Here is a 24,062-nt window from a genome sequence, read left to right as displayed (position 1 = left end):
AAATAAATTTTAATCTTCTATTCTTTCAATTTTGGCTCCGATAGATTTTAAACGTGCTTCTATATTTTCGTATCCTCTATCAATTTGTTCAATATTATTAATAATACTGGTTCCTTTTGCTGATAAAGCTGCTATTAATAAAGAGATTCCTGCGCGAATATCTGGCGAAGTCATTTTTGTTGCTTTTAACATCGATTTAAAATCATGACCAATTACAGTTGCTCTATGCGGATCACATAAAATTACTTTTGCGCCCATATCAATCAATTTATCAACAAAAAACAAACGACTTTCAAACATCTTTTGGTGGATTAATACCGTTCCTTTTGCCTGTGTTGCAATAACTAATACAATACTTAACAAATCTGGTGTAAATCCTGGCCAAGGTGCATCTGCAACTGTTAAAACAGATCCATCAATATAATTCTGAATCTCATAACTATCTTGTGCCGGAATGTAAATATCGTCTCCTTTTTTCTCTAATTTAATTCCTAACTTACCAAATACACTTGGTATTTGTCCTAGGTTTTTCCAACTAACATCTTTTATGGTTAATTCAGATCGTGTCATTGCTGCCACACCAATCCAACTACCAATTTCAATCATATCAGGTAACACTCTATGCTCGCATCCTCCTAAAGAAGTTACTCCTTCAATAGTTAATAAATTAGAGCCTACTCCTGTAATTTTAGCGCCCATAGAATTCAACATTTTAGATAATTGTTGAATATATGGCTCACAAGCTGCATTGTATATTGTGGTAGTTCCTTTGGCCAAAACTGCTGCCATAATAATATTAGCAGTTCCTGTTACCGAAGCTTCGTCTAAAAGCATATCGGTACCAACCAATCCATCTTCTGCTTCAACACCGTAAAAGTATTCTTCTTTATTGTAACGAAATTTAGCCCCAAGGTTAATAAAACCTTCGAAGTGTGTATCTAAACGACGACGCCCAATTTTATCACCTCCCGGACGTGGAATATATCCTTTTCCGAAACGCGCTAATAACGGACCAACAATCATTATTGATCCTCTTAATGAACTTCCGTCTCTTTTAAATTCAGGTGATTCTAAATATTGTAGATTAATATTATCTGCCTGAAAACTATATGAATTACTTCCTAACTTTTCTATTTTAACTCCTAATTCTCCTAAAATAAAAATTAGTTTATTTACATCAATAATATCAGGAATATTATTAATTACTACTTTTTCGGCAGTTAATAATACTGCACATATAATTTGTAATGCTTCGTTTTTTGCTCCTTGAGGTGTTATTACTCCGCTAAGTTTGTGACCTCCTTCAATTTTAAATGATGCCATTTATTTTTTTCTGTGTTTATTATTACTGTAATTCGTTTTTCCTTTAGAAGAACTTTTATGACTTGTCTTACCTTGCTGTGTAGTACGTTTTCTTAATAAATTTTTACTTTCTGCTAACCTCTCATTAGTTTCTCTTAAATCGATTTTTTTATCTGATAAATTATATAAATGGTTAAAAATAACAACATCATCAACGGTATCTTTATTCCAATTTAAATAGCATTTTTTCATGTGATTAGCAATCGTAAAAACCAATGCTTCTCTTTTTTCACCTTCTTCCCAAGTCAATGCAATATTTATCATGGTTTGAATATTGTTACCGTAATAACGGTATCTTGAAGCAGATTTTGGATAATCCATCTTTTCTGGCTTCTCTGTCAATTCTTCTTTAGATGGAGTTTCGTATGGTGAATCTGCATCTAATTTAAAATCAGCAATTATATGTAACTGATCCCAAAGTTTGTGCTTAAAATCTGGCACATCACGTAAATGAGGCTGTAAATTTCCCATTACATCTACAATCGCTTTTGCCATTGTATTTCTTTCCTCTTTTGTTTCTAAAGCGATGCAGTGATTTATTAATTTTTGTATATGTCTTCCGTATTCCGGAATTATTAAGTGGTCTCTTTCTGAATTGTACTCTAAATCAAACGTCATTTCTCTATATTTTATATATGCAAAATAGGTAATTATTGCGAATTACATAGTTATCCGATTACCTTTAATTTTGCGAATTGCAATAATAATTTCTTTTTCCCTACGGTACCAAACTTAATTTCTGCCTTTTTATTGGGTCCTTTCCCTTCTAAAGCAACTACCTCACCTGTTCCAAAACGGTTGTGTTCTACAAAATTACCAACCACTATTTCACCATCAAATAAATTGATTGCAGAACTAACATCTGATACCTTTTTCATTTTACTTTTTGGCGGTATAATATTTGGTTTTTCTTTTTTTGCTAAAAACTCTTTTCGTTGTTTTTGAATTGGTTTTTGAAAACGGATATTCTTAGGAGTATCATCATCAAACATACTTGCATCAATAAACCTATTCGCTAATGCTACTGGCACTTTAGGTGCTAAATGCTCTACAAATTTATCATCAATTTCTTCTAAGAAACGACTTGGTTCACCGTCTGTTAATTTTCCCCAGCGGTAACGTGTTTGTGCATACGTTAAGTAAGCTACTTTTTCTGCTCGTGTTAAGGCTACATAAAATAAACGACGCTCTTCTTCTAGCTCACTACGTGTATTCATGCTCATTCCAGAAGGAAACAAACCTTCTTCTAAACCAACAATGTATACATATTGATATTCTAATCCTTTTGATAAGTGTATGGTCATTAATGAAACCATTGGTGTATCGTCACTTTCACTATCAAAATCTGTTGCTAAGGCTACATCTTCTAAGAAAATAGGTAATGAAGCATCTTCGCCTGTTTCAATTCTATCTGTTATAAAGTCTTTTATTCCGTTTAATAATTCCTGAACGTTTTCAACTTTATTTACACCTTCTGGTGTACCATCTTTTTGTAAATCTTTTACTAATTGTGTTTGCTTTACTACCAAATCGGCAATTTCGAAAGCATTCATCTTTTGAGCGTCTATTTGAAAACGCTGAATCATTCTAGTAAAATTAGCTAGCTTGGTTTTGGTACCTGAATTTATTTTTAAATCAACTTTATCTAAATTTAATAAAATATCGAAAATTGATTTTTTATAGTGATTTGCTGCTATCGCTAATTTATCAATCGTTGTAGCACCAATTCCTCGTGCTGGATAATTAATAATTCTCTTTAAAGCTTCTTCATCATTCGGATTTATTAGCATACGTAAATACGATAATAAATCTTTTATTTCTTTACGTTGATAAAATGAAATACCTCCGTAAATCTTGTACTTAATATCTTTTTTTCGCAAAGCATCTTCCATTGCTCTAGATTGTGCATTGGTACGATATAAAATAGCAAAAGAATCACTTGTTAATTGATGATTCATTTTGTTTTCCCAAATAGATTGCGCTACGAAACGCCCTTCTTCTCCGTCAGAAATTGTTCGCATTACTTTAATGCTTTCTCCAGGGTCATTTGCTGTCCAAACTTCCTTATCTAACTTCGTTTTATTTTTATCAATTACACTATTGGCAGCTTCAACAATATTACTTGTTGATCGGTAATTTTGCTCTAATTTAAAAGTCTTAACATCCGGATAATCTTTTTGAAAATTCAAGATGTTGTTTATGTTTGCTCCACGGAAACTATAAATACTTTGCGAATCATCACCAACTACACAAATATTCTGAAAACGATCTGCTAATGCTCTAACAATTAAATATTGTGAGTGATTTGTATCCTGATACTCATCAACCATTATATATTTAAAACGACTTTGGTACTTTGCTAAAACTTCAGGAAAACGAGTTAGTAATTCATTGGTTCTTAACAACAAATCATCAAAATCCATTGCTCCTGCCTTAAAGCATCTTTCTACATAAGCTTTATAAATTTCACCTACTTTTGGCCTGCTTGCTTCTAGATCTGCCTCTTGTAAATCTGAATTATTAAAATATGCTCTAACAGTTATTAAGCTATTTTTAAACGATGAAATTCTGCTTAAAATCTGCTTTGGTTTGTAGCGATCTTTATCTAATTTCATTTCTCTAATGATCGTAGAAATCAACCTAACAGAATCTTGTGTATCGTAAATTGTAAAGTTAGAAGGATAGCCTAAACGATCTGCTTCTGATCGTAAAATACGAGAAAAAACAGAGTGAAAAGTTCCCATCCATAAATTCTTTGCTTCGCTGTAACCAACAACACCTCCAATACGCTCTTTCATTTCACGAGCTGCCTTATTTGTAAAGGTTAGCGATAAAATATTAAAAGAATCTACTCCTTCTTTCATTAAATGCGCTATTCGATAGGTTAAAACTCTGGTTTTACCCGATCCGGCTCCTGCGATAATTATCATTGGGCCATCTTTTTGTAAAACGGCTGCTCTTTGTGGTTCGTTAAGTTGCTCTAAGTAAGTATTCAATAGAAAAAATTTGAAATAATTTTTAAATCGGAAATTTAACCATTCTTTTAGGTTATATAAAGAATGTAACCTTTTTTTTATTCACAATTTTTATTTCCTTAAAAGCGGATAAAACAACATATTTGCTTTAGAGCAAATAAATAACAATATCTGCTTATTTACAGATATTTTTGGTCAATTATAAATATTTAAGTATTTTTAAGACTTATAAAAAACATTAATGACAAGTATTTTAACAGGAGACATTGTAAAATCTAGGAAATCCGACAGTAGCGTTTGGCTAGAAAAGCTAAAAACTATTCTTAATAAATTCGGAAAACAACCTATTGATTGGGAAATTTTTAGAGGCGATAGTTTTCAACTTGAAGTGCCTGTAGAGAAAGCTTTTTATGTTGCTTTTTTATTAAAAGCTCAGCTAAAACAGGTAGATAATATTGATGTTAGAATTGGTATTGGTATTGGCAGTAAAGATTCTAAAAATTTACATATTACAGAAGCCAATGGAGAAGCTTATGTTAACTCAGGTGAAGTTTTTGACAGTTTGGTGAAAAAACAATTAATTGCAATAAAAACTCCTTGGTTAGCGTTAAATGAAGAACTTAACTTAGCTTTAGAGTTGGCTTTATTGACTATGAATAGTTGGACAAAAAATTCAGCTGAAGTATTTCAATTATCAATAGAAAACCCGTTATTAACTCAAAGTGAAATTGGAAAAAAAATAGGCATCACACAAAGTAATATTAGTGAACGACAAAAACGCGCTGGCTACGATGCTATTATCAAATTAGAAAAAAGATACAGAGAATTAATTCAACAAAAAACAGTTTTATCATGATCTTATTCTTAAAGTTTCTAATTGCTCATTTTTTAGGTGATTTTATTTTTCAATCAGAAAAATGGGTGAAAAATAAAGAGAAAAAAAAGATTAAATCTAAAAAACTATACTTACATATTACTGTTCATTTATTATTGTTATTAATAATGACCAGCTTTAGTTTTAAATATATTTTGGGTGTACTTCTTATAACTACAACTCACTATTTAATTGATTTAAGTAAATTATATTTACAGCATAAAAAGAACAAAACTTGGCTGTTTTTTATAGATCAGTTTTTACATATTTTAATGTTAGCCTTGGTAACTTATTCGTATTTCCCTTATCGATTTAATATTGATTTTCTTTTTTCTCTAAAAGCACTTTTACTGATATCTTGTTTGATTTTTGTGAGTTTTGTTGCATCAATAATAATACAAACGATAATATCGCAATGGAGTCCTGAAAAAGAATTTAAAAAAGAAGATGACTCTTTGGCTAAAGCAGGAAAATATATCGGAATTTTAGAACGTTTATTAATATTTACGTTCATTGTTATCGGACAATGGGCAGGTGTTGGGTTTTTATTAGCTGCAAAATCTATTTTCCGTTTTGGAGATTTAACTTCAGCTAAAGATAGAAAACTAACAGAATACATTTTAATCGGAACTTTATTAAGTTTTGGATTGGCAATTTTAACAGGACTTGTATATTCGCATTATGGAAGATAAAATTATTGAAGGATTCGCATACGCTTTACCAGCAATGGTAACAGGCTTTGTAGCCTATTTTATATTAGGCGCATTTATTAAACAAGATAACAACGAAAAAAAATTTAATGCTTTAGTTGATAAAAAACGTGAAAGCTTACCTATTAAACTGCAAGCTTACGAGCGCTTACTTTTGTTTTGCGAGCGCATAAACCCTACAAAATTATTGGTAAGAGTAATTCCTATTGGAGAAGATACTAACAGTTATGTGCAATTATTAATTGCTAATATCGAACAAGAATACGAGCATAATATGGTACAACAATTATATGTATCGGAAGATAGTTGGAAAGCAATAGTGGCTGCAAAACTAACAATCATCGCTAAGCTTCGTAAAACATCAGAAACAGCAAAAACGGCAAAAGATTTACGCGAAAATATATTAATTGATTATGCTCAGAATGAGAACCCAACACAAACATCAATTGCATATTTAAAACAAGAAGTTAAGAAATTAATATAACTAAAGAGCCTATACTAAAATAGAGGTTTTTTTAATCTTCTTTGATAAAAAAGTAGTAATAAATTACATACAACCAACTCAATGCTCCGTGAATAATTGCAAAAAGTATCGATTTGTTTCTATCCCAAGAAATAACAACAGCGATAACACTTCCTAAACCTATTCCGTTTTTAACGATTGTTTTATTTATAACAGCTCCCGACCCTTCGTGCGCGAAAGTTTCAACAGCAACTAACAACAACATAAACGCAAATAATCTTTTTTTCATCTTTTATTTTTTAAAAAATATTACTTCTCAACTGGCAAGGTTAAAGTACTCGCCCATTCCGTCCATGAACCATCATATACGGAATAGTTTGTATTGCCTGCTAATTCATTTCCTAATGCTAAAATACAGGCTGTAATACCTGATCCGCATGAAAAAATAACAGCTTCTTTCTTCGGTTTTAATACTGAAAAAATTTCTTGCAATTTTTCTTTAGATTTCATCTTTCCATCAATCTGTAATTCGGAATGTGGTAAACTTTTAGAATTCGGAATATGACCACCTCTTAAACTTTTTCTCGGTTCTGGCAATGATGCTTCGAAGCGTCCTTTAGAACGCGCATCAAAAATATGTTTCTTATTCTTTGACGCTATCAATACATCTTTAGTAGTGCTTAAGTAGTTAATTTTAAAATATGCCTTAAAATTACCTTTTAATAGTTGTTTGTTTTTATAAGTTTCTATTGGAAATTCCGCTTCTTGCCAAGCAGGTAATCCGCCGTTTAAAACAGCTACGTTTTCAAAACCAAACAGTTTAAATAACCACCAAGCTCGAGGTGAAGAATACACGCCTAAATCATCATAAATAATTATACAACTATCTTTATTAACTCCCAGTTTTTGAATCTCTTTTTCAAAATGCTCTTTTGTCGGAATTGTATTCGGAAACTCACCTTCTTTATTTAAGAAAACACTTTTTAAATCGAACAAAACTGAATTTATAATTTGCTCTTTACTATCTACTTTATTTTCTTGAGTGCCTACCTTGGCAATACTTGCATCTAAAATAATTAAATTATCTGCTTTTATATTTTTAAATAACCAATGAACTGAAACAAGCGGACTCGGAATTGTAATTTTCATTTATATCTTTTTTAAAATCAATTTAAAGATTTAAAGTCTTCCTTTTAAACCTAAAAAAACATCAATGCTAAATTACACATTGATGTTTTTATTCTATTGTTCACTTTTGGTGATTTTTTTGTCAATTCGAGTGAGTTTTACGATTGAAATGAGCAAAACTTATATCGAGAATTAAAGCTGTTACTTCTAAATTAGTTCTCGATACTATTTTTTTATCAAAAATCACTCGAACTGACATTACAAAAGTCTTTTTTAACTCAAAAATAACATTCATTTTTTATTTTACATCATCATAATTATCGTCCCAATTTTTAGGTTTAGGATCGTGTAATTTACCTACAGATTTTGCAACAACCATAGAAACAGTTGCATCACCTGTAACATTAATAGTAGTACGTAACATATCTAATGGTCTGTCTACAGCAAAAATTAATGCTAAAGCCACCGGATACAAATCTTTAGGGAAACCAATAGATTCTAACACAATAACCAACATTACCATTCCAGCCCCAGGAACAGCCGCGCTACCTATAGATGCTAACAAAGCCGTTAAAACAATTGCCATTTGATTTGCAAAGCCTAAACCTTCTGGCCATAAAACTTGCATTACAAATACTGCCGCTACTGCTTGGTATAAACTTGTTCCGTCCATATTTATAGTTGCACCTACTGGCAACACAAAACTAGATACTTCTTTATCTACACCAATATGTTCCTCAACACGCTCCATCGTAACGGGTAACGTTGCCGCACTCGAACTTGTAGAAAAAGCTAATAATTGCGCTGGACTTAATTGTTTTAAAACCCAAAAAGGATTTTTCTTTGTATAAACACTTACTAAAACTGAATAGAAAACAATCATTAACAATAAGCCTAAAACTACAACTCCGGCATATTTTAATAAAGCAAGTAAAATATCAGGATCACCAGAAGTAACCACAACATTTGCCAATAAAGCAAAAACAGCAAACGGAGAAATTAACATTATAAGGTCTACCATTTTTAAAATAGCTTCGTTTAATGAATCGAAAAAATTCTTTAAAGGTTTTGCTTTCTTTTCACCTATTAATAACATTGATATTCCTAAGAAAATAGTAAAGAATATTACTTGTAACATTGCTTTATTATTACTCATCGCACTGACTGCGTTATCTGGTACCATATCTACTACAAACTGTAAAGGACCGCTACTTTGTTGCCTTGTTGCTTCGGTTATTTTAGCTGTTACTCCAGAACTTTTTGCGTACGTATTTGTTAGCTTATCTACTGTTTCTGGAGATATTCCGTCTCCTGGCTGAATCACATTTACCAATACCAAACCAATTGTAATTGCAACTACAGTAGTACCAATATATATAAGCATAGTTCTTACACCAATACTTTTAAATTTAGAAATATCTTTTAAATCTGAAATTCCTTTAATTAATGAAGCTACAATTAACGGTACAGCTATTAATTTTAATAATTTCACAAAAATAGTTCCTAATGGTTTTATCCAGTCCTCTATAAAACTATTCCAGCCAAATTGCAATGCTAAAAATCCGAATAAGATTCCTAGAACCATTCCTATTAAAATTTTCCAATGTAACGCCAGTTTTTTCATCTAATTGATTTAAATTTTTAAAGGCTGTAAGATAAAATAAATATTTAAAAAATGTGACCATAAATACGTAACTTGTGTCATAATTACCAATAACTAATTACAAACCTTATAACAACATTAAAATGGCAGGAATTTTAGACTTATTAAACAGCGACTTAGGTAAATCAATTATATCAGGAGTGGCAGGTTCTACAGGGCAAGACACTAACAAAACAAGCAGTGTTTTAACTATGGCTTTACCTGTTTTAATGAAAGCAATGCAACGCAATACTGCAACCCAACAAGGAGCTGAAGGATTAATGGGTGCTTTAAATAAACACGACGGTAGTATTTTGGATAATTTAGGCGGTTTATTTAATGGCGGTGTAAATGCTGATGTTTTGCAAGATGGAGGTAATATTTTAAAACACGTTTTAGGAAACAAACAACAAGGTGTAGAAAAAATCATTGGGCAAAAAGCTGGAATAGATGCAGGGTCTGTTGCTAATATCTTAAAAACAGCCGCGCCAATTTTAATGGGAGTTTTAGGTAAACAATCTCGTCAAGATAATGTAAACAAATCAAGTGATTTAGGTGGGTTATTAGGTGGGTTGCTTGGTGGTAGCTCTGCTGATAAAGAGCAAAGTTTTTTAGAGCAAATTTTAGATGCAGATGGTGATGGTAGTATTGTTGATGATATTGCTGGTATGGTTTTAGGCGGTGCCGATCAAAAAAAATCTGATGGAGGATTACTTGGAGGATTATTAGGTGGTATTTTTGGAAAAAAATAAATTTTACATTTATATAATATCAAAAAGGGTAAACATTTGTTTGCCCTTTTTCTTTTAATTACTTTTGCCGCCATGGAAAAATTGAAACAACGTTGGGGTTTAAATACTACTTGGGATGTAATAGCTGTATTAATTGTGTTTTCTATTAACGGTTCGTTTGCCTCATGGGTTGCAAAACCTATTACTGCCTTTTTTGGACTTTCTCCTGAAACTACTTCGCCTTGGTTGTATTGGCCTTTACGTATTCTACTTATTTTTCCTGTTTACCAAACTACATTGCCTTTAGTAGGTTGGTTATTTGGGCAATTTAAATTCTTTTGGGCTTTTGAAAAGAAGTTTTTAAGTCGTTTAGGCTTAGGGTTTCTTTTTAAAAAATAATCCTTATTTCGATTAAGAATAAAAATTATACTTCTTTATTTTATTTCTAATATTTATTTTAAATTAATCACACTTAAAGCTACAGGTATTCATACTATTCTTTTTATTACTTTTTTTGTATGTTTATAGTTCATATCATAAGTTAATATTAAAAGTTCTGGCAGTCTTTTTTATCAAAAAAACACTTAATATTTATTTAAATTAGAATCACTAAAAAATAATCTATGAAAACTTATAAATATATAATTCTATTCTTAATAACTTCATTGTTAAACTCATGTGCTTTAAAACCAATAACTTCTCAATATACTTTTGTAGAAACAGGTTTAAATAAAGTAACGCTTGATAAATTAGGTAACGGAACAGTATTAATTTATAACGGCGCAGATATTTTACATAAAATAGATAACACTGCCAGATTAAATGTTTGGATAAACGATAAAGCATTAGGGCAGATTAGACCTAAAGAATATGTTATAATTAACCTAAAAAAAGGAGATTATACCTTTAAGGCTTTACATATTGATGTTCTTAAAATGAAAAGCATACATGATGTGAAAATTAACGAAAACACAAAAATCATAAAAATTAAACCTAACATTACATCTAACAGGCTAACGATTACAAATGAGCTACCTAAAAAATTTGAAAAATATAAATACGTAGTAAAAAGATAACTAAAAACTCATTATACCTTTACTACTTTATAAATAGGTATCGGCAAAGCTACACCTTCAGCTAAAAATCGTTTATGAACTGCTTCTTTTAAAGCGCATTTGGTTTTAAATTCTTGAAACGGTTCATTTAACCAAACATAAGCCCTTAAATGTATATGATCTGTATACACATCAATTACTCGAACATCTACTTGATCTGTATTAATAATTACCTGATGTGGCGTTCTAAAATCAATTACTGTAGGAAGTTTAATCGCTTCTTCTTGTATAATTCTTCTCGCTAAATCGATATCTGCCTTTAAACCTAGTTTAAAATTATTAAAACTTAATACATGCGAATCTTCAATCGTATGGTTTAAAACTGAATCGGTACTTATTACAGAATTCGGTATAATTAATCGCTTATTTTCAAAATTATTAATTACCGTATGTCGCAACGTAATATCTTCAACAATACCAACCCTAGTATCATCTAGTCTAATATAATCTCCAACACGAAAAGGTTTAAAAACAACAATAAATGCACCTGCTATTAAGTTTGATAAGGCGGCTTGAGCAGCAAAACCTATAATTGCAGCTAATATACCTGCTCCCGAAAAAATTAAAGTAGCTTTACTTCTAAAAGCTGGTACGGTCATAATAATATATATGATACCGAAAAGCCCTAGAAAAAACTTTACCGAATTACGCAAAAACAAAATACTTGTTTTCCCATAACGATCTATTTTTCTACGTTTTATTATCTGAACAATAATATAACGTACAATTCTAGACAATACCCAAGCAACAAAAACAACTATTAATACATACCCTAAAATTCCAAAAAAAGAATCTAAGTTAAAATGATATTTAAATAACTTATCCATTAAAATAATGCTGTTTGACTATCATCGTCTTCTTCAGTTTGCTTTTTCTTTTTTTGAAGCGCTCTTTCTAATGCTTTTTTTGCTTTATCTTCTTTAGAGTTTACAAACTCTTTTGGCGCTATTTCTTCGATATCAAGAGGTAAACTTTCTTCAGTTATCTCTTCCTCTTCGTTTACTTCAATATCTTCAACTTTTTCTTCTTCAGGCTCTTCGTATGGTAATGAATCTAATAAGTTAACCGTACGTATTTTATCTGTTGTTAATTGATTTCCTTGTGCCTTAATACCTTTTACGGCTATAAAATCTTCAAAATTTATATCAATCTTATCCAAACTACGCTTAGAGAATAATACCTCAGCCATTGGGCGATAATCTGTAGAAACAATTTCTAATTTCGATTTTTCTGTTTCTGATATAAATAATTCTTCTTTATCAGTAGTATCAATTAAAAAACGCTTAACATAATAACGCTCTTTTTCTCCATCGAAATAAATAGCTGAAATAGGTTTGTTAGGTTTCCATTTTTCTAACACAATCATGTCATTTTCAAAATGCATTGTTAGCTCTGGAGATACCGCTTTTATTTTACCTGATTGTGTTGCTATTAAAATTTTATCTTCTGCTCTAAACTCTCCTAATAACTCCCCTCTATCATCAACATTTAAACGCTGTACAGCATCATCAAACCATATTTTTCGTGGTTTTAAAGTAGATACTCCTGCTGATTTAAAATCAATTTTTCTAATAGCAAATTTAGTTATTTGATTACCACGAACTGCTCTACCTTTTATTGCTAAGTCAGAGAAATCTATATCCCATTTTAATTTTTTTATACTACCAACTGCTCGAAGATTTATAGTAACAACCTCAGCTTCACCATTAGGATTTGCTGAAAAGTATAACATTTTTGAACCTTTATTCCCTGCTGTTAAATCATATTCTTTATCGCGCGTTACACTTGTTACGTTAAAACGTTTCATATAACTCGGTCCTTTTGCACCATCTTTATACATCATGTTATAAACCGTACGCTTGTCTTTCTTTTTAAAGATTGCAATGTGAATAATATCTTTACCTACAAAAGTTTTAGCTGCCACTTTGGTAACAATCATTTTACCATCGCTTTTAAAGATAATTATATCATCAATATCGGCACATTCTGTAACGTATTCATCTTTTTTAAGTGAAGTACCAACAAAACCTTCCTCTCTATTTACATAAAGTTTTGTATTTCGCATTACTACTTTCGTAGCGATGATATCATCAAAAATTCTGATTTCAGTTTTACGCTCACGACCTTTACCGTATTTTGTTTTTAGGTTTTTAAAGTAGTTAATAGCAAACTCTATTAAATTATCTAAGTAATTCTTTACTTCAGCTATTTTCTCCTCTAAACTTTCTATATGCTGTTTGGCTTTGTCAATATCAAATTTAGAGATTTTCTTAATTCTGATTTCCGTTAAACGAACAATATCTTCTTCTGTTATTGCCCTTTTTAAATGTTTTATATGAGGCTGTAAACCTTTATCAATTGCCTCAATTACACCTTGCCAAGTTTCTACTTCTTCAATATCACGGTAAATTCTATTTTCAATAAAAATTCGTTCTAACGATGCAAAATGCCATTGCTCTTGCAATTCGTTTAACTGAATTTCTAATTCACGCTTAAGTAAATTTACTGTTAAATCTGTAGAGTGTTTTAGCATTTCAGAAACCCCAACAAATACAGGTTTGTTATCTTCAATAGTACAAGATAGTGGTGAAATTGAATTTTCACAATTCGTAAATGCGTATAAAGCGTCTATGGTTTTATCTGGTGATATTCCTGTTGGTAAATGCACTAAAATTTCTACATTGGCAGCAGTATTATCTTCAATTTTCTTAATCTTTATTTTCCCTTTTTCATTTGCTTTTAAAATACTATCGATTAAAGTTGTAGTAGTCGTTGCAAACGGAATTTCGGAAATCACTAAGGTCTTTTTATCTAATTGAGATATTTTTGCTCTTACTCTAACTTTTCCTCCTCGTACCCCATCGTTATAATTAGTAAAATCTGCAATTCCCCCTGTTAAAAAATCGGGAACAATTGTAAAACTTCTTCCTTTTAAATATTTGATTGAAGCATCAATCAATTCATTAAAATTATGTGGTAATATTTTTGTTGATAAACCAACTGCAATTCCCTCTGCTCCTTGTGCTAATAGTAAAGGAAACTTTACTGGTAAATCTATAGGTTCTTTTCTTCTACCATCATACGACATTTTCCATTCTGTTGTTTTCGGATTAAAAACAACATCTAAAGCGAATTTCGATAAACGAGCTTCTATATAACGAGAAGCCGCTGCGCGGTCTCCTGTTAAAATATTACCCCAGTTTCCTTGCATATCAATCAATAACTCTTTCTGACCAATTTGCACCATCGCATCTGCTATAGAAGCATCTCCGTGTGGATGGTACTGCATGGTATGCCCAACAATGTTTGCTACTTTATTATAACGCCCATCATCTAAGTCTTTCATAGAATGCATTATTCTACGCTGTACTGGTTTTAATCCGTCTTCAAGCGACGGAACAGCTCTTTCTAAAATTACATACGAAGCATAATCTAAAAACCATTCTTTATACATTCCGGTAACTTTCGTTATCGTTTCTGTATTTTCTATTGGTTGATTCAGCTCTTCGTCGTGCTCGTAATTATTATTTTCTTCACTCATTGAACAATGGGTATTCTTTTAAGAGTTATTGTTTTTTTTATTGAGGATAAAAATGATAGCAAAAACTACTGATGCTACTAACATATTTATATAATGCTTGCTATTAATCTCCCAGCTTAAGTTATCAAAATCAACATTTAACAAATTGATAAAAAAGATGGTAAAAGCTATAATTAGATATATTCTTGCTCTTCTTTCTTTATTCATTATTACTATTATAAAACACTTAAAACTTAGTTATTAAACTTCTTCCTCAACAACATCTAATTCAACTTTTAAATTCTCGATGATAAATTTTTGCCTGTCTGGAGTGTTCTTCCCCATATAAAATTCTAGCATTTGCTCTATCGACATTTCTTTATCTAACATAACAGGATCTAAACGAATATCATCACCAATAAAATGAACAAATTCGTTTGGTGAAATTTCCCCTAATCCTTTAAATCGAGTTATTTCTGGTTTTCCTCTTAACTTCTCTATTGCTTCTCGCTTTTCTTCTTCTGAATAACAGTAATAAGTATCTTTTTTATTACGAACTCTAAACAACGGAGTTTCTAATATATATAAATGACCTTCTTTTATTACTTCAGGGAAAAATTGTAAAAAAAACGTGATTAATAATAAACGAATGTGCATACCATCAACATCGGCATCAGTTGCAATTACAATATTGTTGTAACGTAAATCTTGTAAACCGTCTTCTATATTTAAAGCTGCTTGTAGTAAATTAAACTCTTCATTCTCATATACAATCTTCTTACTCAATCCGTATGAATTTAAAGGCTTCCCTTTTAAACTAAAAACGGCTTGCGTATTTACGTTTCTAGATTTTGTAATAGATCCAGATGCTGAATCTCCCTCGGTAATGAACAGCGTAGACTCTAAATAATTATCCTTTTTAATATCACCTAAATGCACTCTACAGTCACGTAATTTCTTATTATGTAAACTTGATTTTTTTGCTCTGTCTTTAGCTAATTTTCGTATTCCTGATAACTCTTTACGTTCTTTTTCTGCTTGTATAATTTTACGTTGGAGCTTATCAGCCGTATCTACATTTTTATGTAAATAATTATCTAATTTCGTTTTTAAAAAGTCGTTTATATACGTTCTTACAGTTGGCAATTCGCCTCCCATATCTGTAGAACCCAATTTTGTTTTTGTTTGACTTTCAAAAACAGGCTCCATCACTTTAATGGCAATTGCCGAAATAATTGACTTGCGAATATCCGAAGCTTCAAAATTCTTACCATAAAACTCACGAATGGTTTTAACAATAGCTTCTCTAAATGCTGCTTGATGCGTACCTCCTTGCGTAGTATGCTGTCCGTTTACAAACGAATGGTATTCTTCTGAATATTGCGTTTTACTGTGTGTGATAGCAACTTCTATATCATCTCCTTTTAAATGGATAATCGGATACAACATATCATCTTGACTGTTGTTATCTTCTAATAAATCTTTCAATCCATTTTCTGAAACATATTTTTCGCCGTTAAAAACAATCGTTAAACCTGTGTTTAAATACACATAGTTTTTAAGCATTTTAGCAACGTACTCGTTTCTGAACTTATAATTTTTAAAAATAGCTTCATCAGGTACAAAAGATACTTTTGTTCCTTTTCTGCGAGAGGTTTCTTCTAAAAACTCTTGATCGGTTAAATTTCCTTGTGAAAATTCTGCTGCTGCAGATTTACCATCTCTTGAAGATTCTACTCTAAAAAACGAAGACAGTGCATTTACGGCTTTTGTACCTACACCATTTAAACCAACCGATTTTTTAAATGCTTTAGAATCGTACTTTCCTCCCGTATTCATTTTAGAAACTACGTCAACTACCTTTCCTAACGGAATACCACGACCATAATCTCTTACAATAACTTTATTACCTTGAATAGAAATTTCTATGGTTTTACCGGCTCCCATCACATATTCGTCAATAGAGTTGTCTAAAACTTCTTTTACCAAAATATAAATTCCGTCATCAGCAGAAGAACCATCTCCTAATTTACCAATGTACATTCCCGGTCGCATACGAATGTGTTCTTTCCAATCGAGCGAGCGTATATTATCTTCGGTATATTTTGTTTCTTGAGCCATATAAATTGAGGAAATTGTAGTCTTTGCTAAAGTAGTATTTACTCTTTAAAAAACAAAAAACTCTGTTGAATTAGTTTTCAACAGAGTTTGATATTTATGGATTCTAAATAATATTATCTTCTACTATAATTAGGCGCTTCTTTAGTTATTGCTACATCATGTGGATGACTTTCATTTATTCCGCTAGAAGTAATACGTACAAACTTACCTGTATCTTTTAATGTTTCTATATTATTAGAACCACAGTATCCCATACCTGCTCGTAAACCACCAACAAATTGATGAATACTTTCTTCTAAATCTCCTTTATAAGGTACACGACCAACAATACCCTCTGGCACTAACTTTTTTATATCATCTTCTACATCCTGAAAATAACGATCTTTAGAACCTTGTTTCATTGCTTCAACAGATCCCATTCCACGATATGATTTGAACTTACGTCCTTCATAAATGATGGTTTCACCTGGAGATTCTTTTGTTCCTGCTAATAAAGATCCTAACATTACACAATCTGCACCTGCTGCAATTGCTTTAGGAATATCACCTGTATAGCGAATTCCTCCATCAGCAATTACTGGAACTCCAGAGCCTTTTATAGCTGCTGCAACTTCTAATACTGCAGAAAACTGAGGAAAACCTACGCCTGCAACTACACGGGTTGTACAAATAGAACCTGGACCGATACCTACTTTTACTGCATCAGCACCTGCCTCAACTAAATATTTAGCAGCCTCTGCCGTTGCAATATTACCTACAATAACATCTAGTTCAGGAAACTTTGCTTTTACTTCTTTTAAAACAGTAACCACGCCTTTTGTATGTCCGTGAGCTGTATCTATAATTACCGCATCTACGCCTGCTTTTACTAAAGCTTCTGCTCTATCAACAGCATCTGCAGTAACACCTAATGCAGCTGCAACGCGTAAACGTCCATAAGTATCTTTATTTGCTATTGGTTTTTGAGTAACTTTTGTAATATCTCTAAAAGTAATTAACCCTGATAGTTTATAATTATCATCTACAATTAATAATTTTTCAATTTTATTTTCTTGTAAAATGCTTTCTGCTGATTTTAACGAAGTTCCTACTGCTGCGGTAACCAAATTTTCTTTGGTCATTACTTCAACAATAGCTCTGTCATTTTTATGCTCAAAACGTAAATCACGGTTGGTAACAATTCCTTTTAAAATTCCGTTATCATCAACAACTGGAATTCCGCCAATACTATGTTCTTTCATTAACATTTTAGCATCTAAAACTACGGCTGTTAATGGTAACGTAACCGGATCGATAATCATTCCGCTTTCTGCACGTTTTACCTTACGAACTTCTTGAGCTTGTTGCTCGATAGTCATATTTTTATGTAAAACACCTATTCCTCCTTCTCTAGCCATAGCAATTGCCATAGCTGATTCGGTAACAGTATCCATCGCTGCAGAAACTATAGGAACGTTTATTGTTATGTTTTTTGTGAATTTTGTTTGAATAGAAACTTCTCTTGGAAGTATTTCTGAATAAGCTGGTATTAATAAAACGTCATCGTACGTTAAACCTTCGCCTACTATTTTTGATTCGTGAGCTTGCATGTGCAATTAATTTAGTGTGTTATTAATTAATTACATGCAAATATACTACAAATAACGGCAACTCAATTTTAAATTAAAGTTAATAAAAATCACTTGTTTATAATTATATTATACAACTAGATTAAATAAAGTTTTCCATATTTTATAATAAACATAACTTATTTTTGTTGCTATATGGATTCACTTACTCAAATAATATTAGGTGCCGCTGTTGGCGAAGCTGTTTTAGGAAAAAAAATTGGCAATAAGGCCTTGTTTTATGGCGCCATAGCAGGAACTATTCCTGATTTAGACGTGCTTGCTTCTTATTTTACTGATACAGTTACAGCACTCTCTATTCATCGTGGATTTACACATTCTATACTATTTTCGATACTCTTCGCTCCTATTTTTGGGTGGTTAGTTTCTCGATATGAGAAATACAAGAATTTTAAAGGTTGGTCTTGGGTTTTTTTCTGGGCTTTTATTACACACCCTATTTTAGATGCTCACACCACTTGGGGAACGCAGTTTTTTTGGCCTTTTGATATTCGGCTAGCATTTAAAACTATATTTGTTATCGATCCGCTTTACACAATGCCTTTTTTAATCTTTTTAATTTTAGCTATAAGACAAAAAAGAACATCAAGAAAACGTTACATTTATAACACCATTGGTTTAGTAGTAAGCTCTTCTTATTTAGTCCTTACATTTTTTTTTAAATGGATGGCTTTCAATCAATTTGAAGCTGCTTTAAAAAATCAAAATATATCCTATTTAGAATTAGATACTAGGCCTTCGCCAATGAATACTGTTCTTTGGAGCGCTAATGTAGCAACAGAAAATGCTTATCTATTAGCCAATTACTCATTTTTTGATACACAACCTATTACTTTTAATTCTTATCCTAAAAATCATCATTTATTAGGAAAACTAGCTGATAATTTAAAAATTAAACAAATGATTGCTATTTCTGAAGGTTGGTATACGATTACAAAAAAGGATAAAAATCTTTATTATAATGACTTACGATTTGGACTTTTAAGTTTGGCGCCAAATTCTCAAAACTTTGTTTTTAAATATAAAATTATAGAAGATCGCTTAGGTAATATTCTTTTAAAAGAAGAACCTAAAGATAAAAGAGATGGGAAAAAATTACTATCAGAATTATGGATACGTTTAAAAGGAAATTAAATATGATATTTAAAAACTACTTTTTGTGAAGCATAACAAACAACTCCATACCTTTTCTATTATGATACGAATTATAGCAAGACTCCATTTTTGTTATCTTAAAATAAGGTTTAAAGTAAGATAAATATTCTTGTTTATTTCCACCAAAAGGCGGATGATCTTCATTTAGTTTTGCATCAAATAACAAACCAACTAACTTTCCGTTTTCATTCAATAAATCATTCATTTTTAAAGTATATTTCACACGTAAAATCGGATCTATGGCACAAAAAAAAGTTTGTTCGATTATCAAATCAAATGTAAAATTTATATCAAAAAAATTAGTATTAATTAATTGTGATGAAGGAAATTTTGGAACTCTTTTCTTCAGGTTATCTAAAGGCTCTTTAGATATGTCAACTACATAAACATTTTTAAATCCGTTGTTAAAAAGATATTCTGCTTCATAAGAATTTCCTCCTCCAGGAATTAAAATTTTTAGTTCTTTGTTTTCTAGTTGATCAAAATAAGCTTTTAAAGGTGGAGAAATAGCACCTAAATCCCAACCAATTTTATTGGACTTATATTTATTTCCCCAAAAATTTGCAGATAAATCCATTTATTGAATATCTTGTTTTAGAAATAAGGTACACTTTATTCTAAAGTCAACTTCTTTTTTGATATAATTTGACTAAAAATCATTAAAACTGCTGTTCCGAAAGAAAGGGTCATTAGTAAACCTGAAATCATAATAATATATTTCATCCAAGTAATACCTGTCCACATTAAATAAATACCACCGAAAGTACAAATGATTGATATAAAAGGTTCAATCATTAAAAATAATTTTAATTTTTTATTGATACTTGTTGTAGATACAATTACAGCCAATAAAAAGAAAATTACCGAAAGCGATAAAATATGATTGTGTACTGTTGTTTTTATTTCTCCTGCGGATTTTTTAAACTTCATTGTGGTAGCCTCTTCAACATCTTCGTTTCCTAGATAACGTTCTTCTATTCCTGTTGGATTAGAATTTGTTGTATCTCTAACAAATGATATTCCGCCAAAAAAACCAATACTTAAAGTGCATATAAAAGCTAGTATTAATAATTTTATTTCTTTCGGAAATTGATGAATTACACCGTGAATTTGCATTTACAATACTTTATTTTGATGAAGGATTTCTAAATTTTGAAGGAAAGTATTAACTGCAATTGTCATTGAAGAAGCCGAAATTGTTGCTCCTGATATTGCTATAATATCTTTTTCGTATTTTAAAGTATCTTTTGATGTTTTACCTATAAATTGTTTTAACCAACGCTTACTACCTATTTCGCCACCATAATCTTCGCGGTATATTAATATCTTCGTTTTTATTACAATTAATTCCTTATCTAATAAAACCAAATAGTCAAACTCATCAGTTTTACTTGGTGCTTTATCAATAAAAGCAAATCCTAAAACTTTATCACCAATTGTAATCTTTAGCAGGTTTTCTTCGGTAATTTTCCCTTTCAACTTATTGTTAACTACTTCTGGAACAATAACTTTACTCAACGAAAACTCATCAACATTAAATGTTTTTTTAATTTCTTTTTCAACTTTTTTCTGTAAATTTTTAGGCATACTAAAAGACAACAGCCCTAAAGAAGTAACGATACATAAGAAAAGTACTACAAAACGATTTTTCATACCGCAAAAATAATTAGAATTAGTCTAAATAAAAAACAAAAACCGAACCAAATTTTAAAAAATTGGTTCGATCTCTACAAATAATAACAAACTTTTAATTTTAATTAAAACCAAACACCAAAACCTAAGTTTAATTGTTTGATTGTTTGACTACCGTCAACTGCATTATTTTTAAATTGGTAATCTGCCTTAAACGCAGCTCCTGGTGCTACCTTATATGTTAAACCAAATGTCCACTCATCACGATCATAAGCTAAGTTTTCAGCTAAACCACCATCTGTAGCTGCATGTGTATTATAATCCTCATATCTAGCGAATGCGATTAACTGTTGCTTTTTATCTTGAGCTAATAAATTATAAGCTGTTTCTAAATACCAACCTTGTAATTCACTTCCTAAATCAGAACCGTAATAAGCATTATATTCTTCACTATCTGTTACATTTGCATGAATAAACTGACCTCTTGCTGAAAAACGTTTGTATGCATAACGAGCATCTAAACCAACCATTGCAATACCAACATCTGACCCTTCAATATCTTCAACAGCCTTTTCTGATTGTGTTCTACCAAAGTATCCTGATAAACCTAGACGTAAGCCTGGTAATCCGTAATAATCTAATTTACCTGAAAAATTCACATTATTCATCATAGATTCAGCACCTTTCTGACGTCCGTTACGAAATCCGTTACTACCTCCTAAATATTTACCATCATTATCAGAAGTAAATCCGTTAAAAACATATGCTTGGTAACGTAAAGACGCTTCATCCCATCTACCAGAAACTCCTAAACCAATTTCTCTCCATGTTGTAGGTACAATCGATTTATCCATACTTGGTCTTTCAACTCCGTTAAAAGTAGTTGGTTCATGGTATTCATTGACAATACCCATTGGCACTAGCATTAAACCTGCTCTTAAGTTAATATTATCTGTTAAAGTATATTGTAAAAAAGCTTGTTCTATGTATACTTCTTTTACGTGTTCAAATTCAATTTCTGTAACAAACTGTGTTCTTTCGTTAAATTTATAACCAAATAACATTACAACTCTGTGCACGTCTAATTTTGCATTTTCTCCTGTAGCTCTATTATAATGAGCCTCTGCATAACCTCCTACAGTTAATCCTTTTTGACTTAAATTAGAAGACAAAATACGCTGTGCAGCATTCTGTTGACTTTGTGGGTTTGTAGGAATACTATCTTGCGGAGCTGATTGTGCTGTTGCGAATAATGATGCAGTTAGTAACACTGCAAAAAATACTTTTTTCATCTTTATTTAGATTAACTTTAAATAATTAATTGTTTTACGGGTGCAAATGTAAAAGAGTTAATCAATTTAACAAAGCTTATTAAGATTTATTTTAAATAAACTTTAACATATTATTTAAAATAAATCTTAATAATTTAAAAATCAAAAAGTTATTGTTTAGTTATTTTTCAAGTAATTAATAATGGCTTTACGAATATCAAAGCTTAATTCACTTTCTTTTGGTTTATAAACCGAAATAACATCTGGATTTTTATCAGATAAACCAGGAATATCTAATCCTCTTAATAAATAATCTGAAAAAGCTACTGTATATACTTTATCTAAATTTATAGGTTCATTAGCTATTTGCCAACTCTCATCTACTTTATTTGCATTGTAACGCTGTAAATAAGCACCAGTACCTGCGGCATTAAAACCGTAATCTAAAACTTCTTTTAGTAAGTTTCCTTTAATTTCAACTTTTAAAACAGCTCCACCATAAGGTAAAACTCTAAAAATATCTATAACATTTATCTCCCCTTCTAAAACATCATCAATACGAACAGAACCTCCGTTTACTAAAGCACAGTCTACTTTGTTATCATAAGCAAAACTCATTGCTTTTGTAATGATTTGCCCCATATTAGTTTGCACACTTCTTATAGCTGTTTCTGTTGCATCTAAGGGCGTTTTTGCCTTATAAACTACTTCATAAGGATTTGGTACTATATCTTGAATTTTGTTCTTTAAAATTCCTTGCCATTTAGTTACAATCTCTCCTACGTTTTTATCCGCTGGAATTTGATCGTTAATCTCTTTTAATTCTGATTTTAATTCAACTTTTTTTGTTGCTAAATCATATTCAAATCTATGAATGTAAGCTGTTTTTGCATTTGCATCTGCCTTTGCTATAATTACATCTTCTACATGTTCGTAAGTATTAGTATGCTCATGTCCACCCATTATTAAGGGAATATTAGGAAACATTTCTGCTACTTTTTTGTCTTGCTCTAATGTTAAATGCGTTAAACCTATAACAACATCAACATTATCTTTTATATCATTATAAGCTCTTTGTATTTCTTCATACATATCTCCATAAAACACATAACCTTTCGGGTTTGACGGAATACAAGCGCTTATAAAACCTACTTTTAATTTTGTACCATCTTCATTATCAAATTCTTTAATGAAAGAATCTTTAAGGTTTTCTTTTTTTTCTTTGATAACTTTATGGAAATAAGAATGTTCTCCATCTTTATTATGCAATACATTTGATGAAATCCAATCGAAATTACTTTCATTTAATCTTTCTTGCAAACTCGTATAACTTAAATCTAGCTCATGATTACCAAAAGCAACAAGATCAAAATTCATCGCATTCATTACTTCAACCATTTGCTTACCTCTTACACGAGAACCATCAACTTTCATGGTTCCGATTAATGAAGGATTCAAAAAATCTCCTGCCAAAACAAGCATGGTATTTTTATTTTCTTTTAATAAATTTTGATGTACGGTTTCTACTCTAGCCATTCCTCCGAACTTTCCTCCCTGAATAGGTGCTATTTCATAAACATCGTTTAATTGCAGTATATTAAAGTAAGTTTTTCCTGCTTCTTTTTTAAATTGATGAGCAGCATTGGTGTTTTTATTAGAAGTACAACCTATTATAAAGATTGTTAGTGCAACTATAAATATAATTTTAACTTGTTTCATTTTGTGTTTTTTAATG

At 30.9% G+C, this 24,062-nt stretch carries 22 protein-coding genes; 7 read left to right on the top strand and 15 right to left on the bottom strand.

The window, feature by feature from the left end:
• Nucleotides 1-9 precede the first annotated feature (9 nt).
• The 3 genes from murA to P2G10_RS11360 are packed head-to-tail and all read right to left on the bottom strand — an operon-like array spanning nucleotide 10 to nucleotide 4,358.
• On the bottom strand, nucleotides 10-1,323 hold the full coding sequence (gene murA / locus P2G10_RS11370; RefSeq protein WP_275316680.1) for a UDP-N-acetylglucosamine 1-carboxyvinyltransferase: 1,314 nt from the start codon (nucleotides 1,321-1,323) through the stop codon (nucleotides 10-12).
• The gene (locus P2G10_RS11365; protein WP_218772645.1) at nucleotides 1,324-1,980 is read right to left on the bottom strand and encodes a DUF4290 domain-containing protein; all 657 of its coding nucleotides are present in this window, start codon (nucleotides 1,978-1,980) and stop codon (nucleotides 1,324-1,326) included.
• Nucleotides 1,981-2,030: 50 nt separating this feature from the next.
• Nucleotides 2,031-4,358, bottom strand: coding sequence for an ATP-dependent helicase (locus P2G10_RS11360; protein ID WP_218772646.1), 2,328 nt, complete (start codon nucleotides 4,356-4,358; stop codon nucleotides 2,031-2,033).
• A gap of 220 nt (nucleotides 4,359-4,578) precedes the next feature.
• Here P2G10_RS11360 and P2G10_RS11355 point away from each other — a divergent pair, with 220 nt between their 5' ends.
• From P2G10_RS11355 to P2G10_RS11345, 3 genes are read left to right on the top strand one after another with little or no spacing between them, the layout of a single operon-like run.
• Nucleotides 4,579-5,193, top strand: a complete 615-nt coding sequence (locus P2G10_RS11355; RefSeq protein ID WP_275316678.1) for a transcriptional regulator — start codon at nucleotides 4,579-4,581, stop codon at nucleotides 5,191-5,193.
• The gene (locus P2G10_RS11350; RefSeq protein WP_275316677.1) at nucleotides 5,190-5,903 is read left to right on the top strand and encodes a DUF3307 domain-containing protein; all 714 of its coding nucleotides are present in this window, start codon (nucleotides 5,190-5,192) and stop codon (nucleotides 5,901-5,903) included. Before P2G10_RS11355 ends, P2G10_RS11350 begins: the two co-directional genes overlap by 4 nt.
• Nucleotides 5,893-6,405, top strand: a complete 513-nt coding sequence (locus tag P2G10_RS11345; protein ID WP_275316676.1) for a DUF7935 family protein — start codon at nucleotides 5,893-5,895, stop codon at nucleotides 6,403-6,405. Before P2G10_RS11350 ends, P2G10_RS11345 begins: the two co-directional genes overlap by 11 nt.
• Before the next feature lie 31 nt (nucleotides 6,406-6,436).
• On the opposite strand, the gene P2G10_RS11340 is transcribed toward P2G10_RS11345, so the two are convergent.
• The 3 genes from P2G10_RS11340 to P2G10_RS11330 all read right to left on the bottom strand — a co-directional run bounded on the left by P2G10_RS11340 (nucleotide 6,437) and on the right by P2G10_RS11330 (nucleotide 9,136).
• Nucleotides 6,437-6,673 carry a hypothetical protein gene (locus P2G10_RS11340; RefSeq protein WP_275316675.1) on the bottom strand — a complete coding sequence of 79 codons (237 nt, stop codon included), beginning with the start codon at nucleotides 6,671-6,673 and terminating at the stop codon, nucleotides 6,437-6,439.
• Between the two features lie 20 nt (nucleotides 6,674-6,693).
• On the bottom strand, nucleotides 6,694-7,533 hold the full coding sequence (locus P2G10_RS11335; protein ID WP_275316674.1) for a sulfurtransferase: 840 nt from the start codon (nucleotides 7,531-7,533) through the stop codon (nucleotides 6,694-6,696).
• Between the two features lie 277 nt (nucleotides 7,534-7,810).
• The gene (locus tag P2G10_RS11330; RefSeq protein ID WP_275316673.1) at nucleotides 7,811-9,136 is read right to left on the bottom strand and encodes a dicarboxylate/amino acid:cation symporter; all 1,326 of its coding nucleotides are present in this window, start codon (nucleotides 9,134-9,136) and stop codon (nucleotides 7,811-7,813) included.
• A 122-nt stretch (nucleotides 9,137-9,258) separates the two neighbouring features.
• Here P2G10_RS11330 and P2G10_RS11325 point away from each other — a divergent pair, with 122 nt between their 5' ends.
• From P2G10_RS11325 to P2G10_RS11315, 3 genes are all read left to right on the top strand, one after another.
• Nucleotides 9,259-9,906, top strand: a complete 648-nt coding sequence (locus P2G10_RS11325; RefSeq protein WP_275316672.1) for a DUF937 domain-containing protein — start codon at nucleotides 9,259-9,261, stop codon at nucleotides 9,904-9,906.
• Between the two features lie 72 nt (nucleotides 9,907-9,978).
• Nucleotides 9,979-10,284, top strand: a complete 306-nt coding sequence (locus tag P2G10_RS11320) for a DUF6787 family protein (protein WP_275316671.1) — start codon at nucleotides 9,979-9,981, stop codon at nucleotides 10,282-10,284.
• 224 nt (nucleotides 10,285-10,508) lie between these two features.
• Nucleotides 10,509-10,961 (top strand): hypothetical protein, encoded by a 453-nt coding sequence (locus P2G10_RS11315; RefSeq protein ID WP_275316670.1) that lies wholly within the window; start codon nucleotides 10,509-10,511, stop codon nucleotides 10,959-10,961.
• An 11-nt stretch (nucleotides 10,962-10,972) separates the two neighbouring features.
• On the opposite strand, the gene P2G10_RS11310 is transcribed toward P2G10_RS11315, so the two are convergent.
• The 4 genes from P2G10_RS11310 to guaB all read right to left on the bottom strand — a co-directional run bounded on the left by P2G10_RS11310 (nucleotide 10,973) and on the right by guaB (nucleotide 18,230).
• A complete protein-coding gene (locus tag P2G10_RS11310) occupies nucleotides 10,973-11,827 on the bottom strand; it encodes a mechanosensitive ion channel family protein (RefSeq protein WP_275316669.1) in 855 nt (284 codons plus the stop codon).
• On the bottom strand, nucleotides 11,827-14,541 hold the full coding sequence (locus P2G10_RS11305; RefSeq protein WP_275316668.1) for a DNA gyrase/topoisomerase IV subunit A: 2,715 nt from the start codon (nucleotides 14,539-14,541) through the stop codon (nucleotides 11,827-11,829). Before P2G10_RS11305 ends, P2G10_RS11310 begins: the two co-directional genes overlap by 1 nt.
• A gap of 240 nt (nucleotides 14,542-14,781) precedes the next feature.
• Nucleotides 14,782-16,641: a DNA topoisomerase IV subunit B gene (locus P2G10_RS11300; RefSeq protein ID WP_218772658.1), complete on the bottom strand. Its 1,860-nt coding sequence runs from the start codon at nucleotides 16,639-16,641 to the stop codon at nucleotides 14,782-14,784.
• Between the two features lie 113 nt (nucleotides 16,642-16,754).
• Nucleotides 16,755-18,230, bottom strand: coding sequence for an IMP dehydrogenase (gene guaB, locus P2G10_RS11295; protein ID WP_218772659.1), 1,476 nt, complete (start codon nucleotides 18,228-18,230; stop codon nucleotides 16,755-16,757).
• Nucleotides 18,231-18,404: 174 nt separating this feature from the next.
• Here guaB and P2G10_RS11290 point away from each other — a divergent pair, with 174 nt between their 5' ends.
• Nucleotides 18,405-19,403: a metal-dependent hydrolase gene (locus tag P2G10_RS11290; RefSeq protein ID WP_275316666.1), complete on the top strand. Its 999-nt coding sequence runs from the start codon at nucleotides 18,405-18,407 to the stop codon at nucleotides 19,401-19,403.
• A 16-nt stretch (nucleotides 19,404-19,419) separates the two neighbouring features.
• On the opposite strand, the gene P2G10_RS11285 is transcribed toward P2G10_RS11290, so the two are convergent.
• From P2G10_RS11285 to P2G10_RS11265, 5 genes are all read right to left on the bottom strand, one after another.
• A complete protein-coding gene (locus tag P2G10_RS11285) occupies nucleotides 19,420-20,001 on the bottom strand; it encodes a methyltransferase domain-containing protein (RefSeq protein ID WP_275316665.1) in 582 nt (193 codons plus the stop codon).
• 35 nt (nucleotides 20,002-20,036) lie between these two features.
• The gene (locus P2G10_RS11280; RefSeq protein ID WP_275316664.1) at nucleotides 20,037-20,540 is read right to left on the bottom strand and encodes a hypothetical protein; all 504 of its coding nucleotides are present in this window, start codon (nucleotides 20,538-20,540) and stop codon (nucleotides 20,037-20,039) included.
• On the bottom strand, nucleotides 20,541-21,077 hold the full coding sequence (locus P2G10_RS11275) for an FMN-binding protein (protein ID WP_275316663.1): 537 nt from the start codon (nucleotides 21,075-21,077) through the stop codon (nucleotides 20,541-20,543). It abuts the gene before it with no gap.
• Between the two features lie 104 nt (nucleotides 21,078-21,181).
• Nucleotides 21,182-22,348, bottom strand: a complete 1,167-nt coding sequence (locus P2G10_RS11270) for a porin (protein WP_275316662.1) — start codon at nucleotides 22,346-22,348, stop codon at nucleotides 21,182-21,184.
• Nucleotides 22,349-22,504: 156 nt separating this feature from the next.
• A complete protein-coding gene (locus tag P2G10_RS11265; RefSeq protein WP_275316661.1) occupies nucleotides 22,505-24,046 on the bottom strand; it encodes a bifunctional metallophosphatase/5'-nucleotidase in 1,542 nt (513 codons plus the stop codon).
• Nucleotides 24,047-24,062: the final 16 nt, after the last annotated feature.

Source organism: Tenacibaculum bernardetii (assembly GCF_029125915.1).
GTDB classification, from domain to species: Bacteria; Bacteroidota; Bacteroidia; order Flavobacteriales; family Flavobacteriaceae; genus Polaribacter; species Polaribacter bernardetii.
The sequence above is the reverse complement of the archived record's forward strand: the minus strand, read 5'-3'. Positions and strand labels throughout refer to the sequence as shown.